At 69.3% G+C, this 1,292-nt stretch carries 1 protein-coding gene; it reads right to left on the reverse strand.

Annotated elements, in window-relative coordinates; all coding sequences use genetic code 11:
• Positions 1-104: 104 nt before the first annotated feature.
• A partial coding sequence (locus IH13_RS0106335) for a peptide MFS transporter (protein WP_031081759.1) occupies positions 105-1,292 on the reverse strand: 1,188 nt, incomplete at its 5' end.

The raw sequence follows: 1,292 nt of genomic DNA on the forward strand, positions 1-1,292 counted from the left end.
CGCCAGATCCTGGCGTACAGCTGGGTGCCGTCGGGCAGCGGGATGTAGAGGTCCTCGTGGGTGGTCTCGTACGGGAAGGTGGTGCGGATCTGCATGGTGGTACCTCAGTGGACGGGGTGCATGGTGCGCTTGAGCCAGGGAGCGGCGGCGATGACGGCCACACCGGCCGCCACCGCGACGGCGCCATTGACACCGAAGTAGGCGGGGATGGACACCTCGCCGTAGAGCTTCACGATCTGTGCCTGGATGCCGTTGGCGAGTGCGAGGGACAGGAACCACAGCGCCATCGTCTGGCTGGCGAACGCCTTGGGGGCGAGCTTGGTGGTGGCCGACATGCCCGAGGTCTCCAGCAGGATGTCGCCGAGTCCGAGCAGCAGGTAGGAGCCGACGATCCACCAGGCGGCCATCCGGTAGCCGCCGCCGTCGTGGCCGGAGGTCGGCAGGACCATCAGCAGGAAGGACAGGCCGCCGAGGATCACCCCGATGGCGATCTTGTTGGAGGCGTGCGGCTGGCGCGGCCCCATCCGGGCCCAGACGGTGGCCACCACGGGGGCCAGCGCGACCTCGAAGGCCCCGAGCGCGGAGGCGTACCAGCTCGCCGGGAAGTGGAAGCCGAAGATCTCCGTCCGCGCGTTCGTCGAGGCGAGCAGCATCATCGTCGAGTACGCCTGGAAGAGGATGAAGTTGAAGACGACCGAGGCGAGGAAGAGGACGATGTACGGGCGGAGCCTGCCGCGTTCCTCCGGGGTGACCCGGGGGCTGCGGAACATCACCACGAAGTAGACGACGGGCGCGATCACCGAGACCAGGGTGAGGACGTCCACGAACCGGTCCATGGTGAGCCATCCGGCCAGCGCCAGCGCGGTGGCCACGGCCGCCACCACCACGGCACCGGCCACGATCAGCAGGACGGCCCGTCTCATCGGGCCCGGCGCCAGGGCGTATTCGGCGGCGTGCTTTCGCCCGGCCAGGTGACGCCGGCCCGCCACGTACTGGATCAGGCCGAGGGTCATACCGAAGGCGGCGGCCGAGAAGCCCCAGTGCCAGCCCGCGTGGTCACCCAGCCAGCCGGTGACCAGCGGCCCGGCGAAGGCACCGATGTTGATGCCCATGTAGTACAGCGCGAAGCCGGCGTCCCTGCGCTGGTCCTCGGTGCGGTAGAGCTTGCCGACCATGGACGCCACATTGGGTTTGAGCAGCCCGGTGCCGGCGCTGATCAGGCCGAGGCCCACCCAGGTCATGGTGGCGGTCGGCACGGCCATCGCGTAGTGGCCGCAGGCGATGAGGACGCC

Source organism: Streptomyces sp. NRRL WC-3549 (assembly GCF_000721935.1).
Classification (GTDB): domain Bacteria; phylum Actinomycetota; class Actinomycetes; order Streptomycetales; family Streptomycetaceae; genus Streptomyces.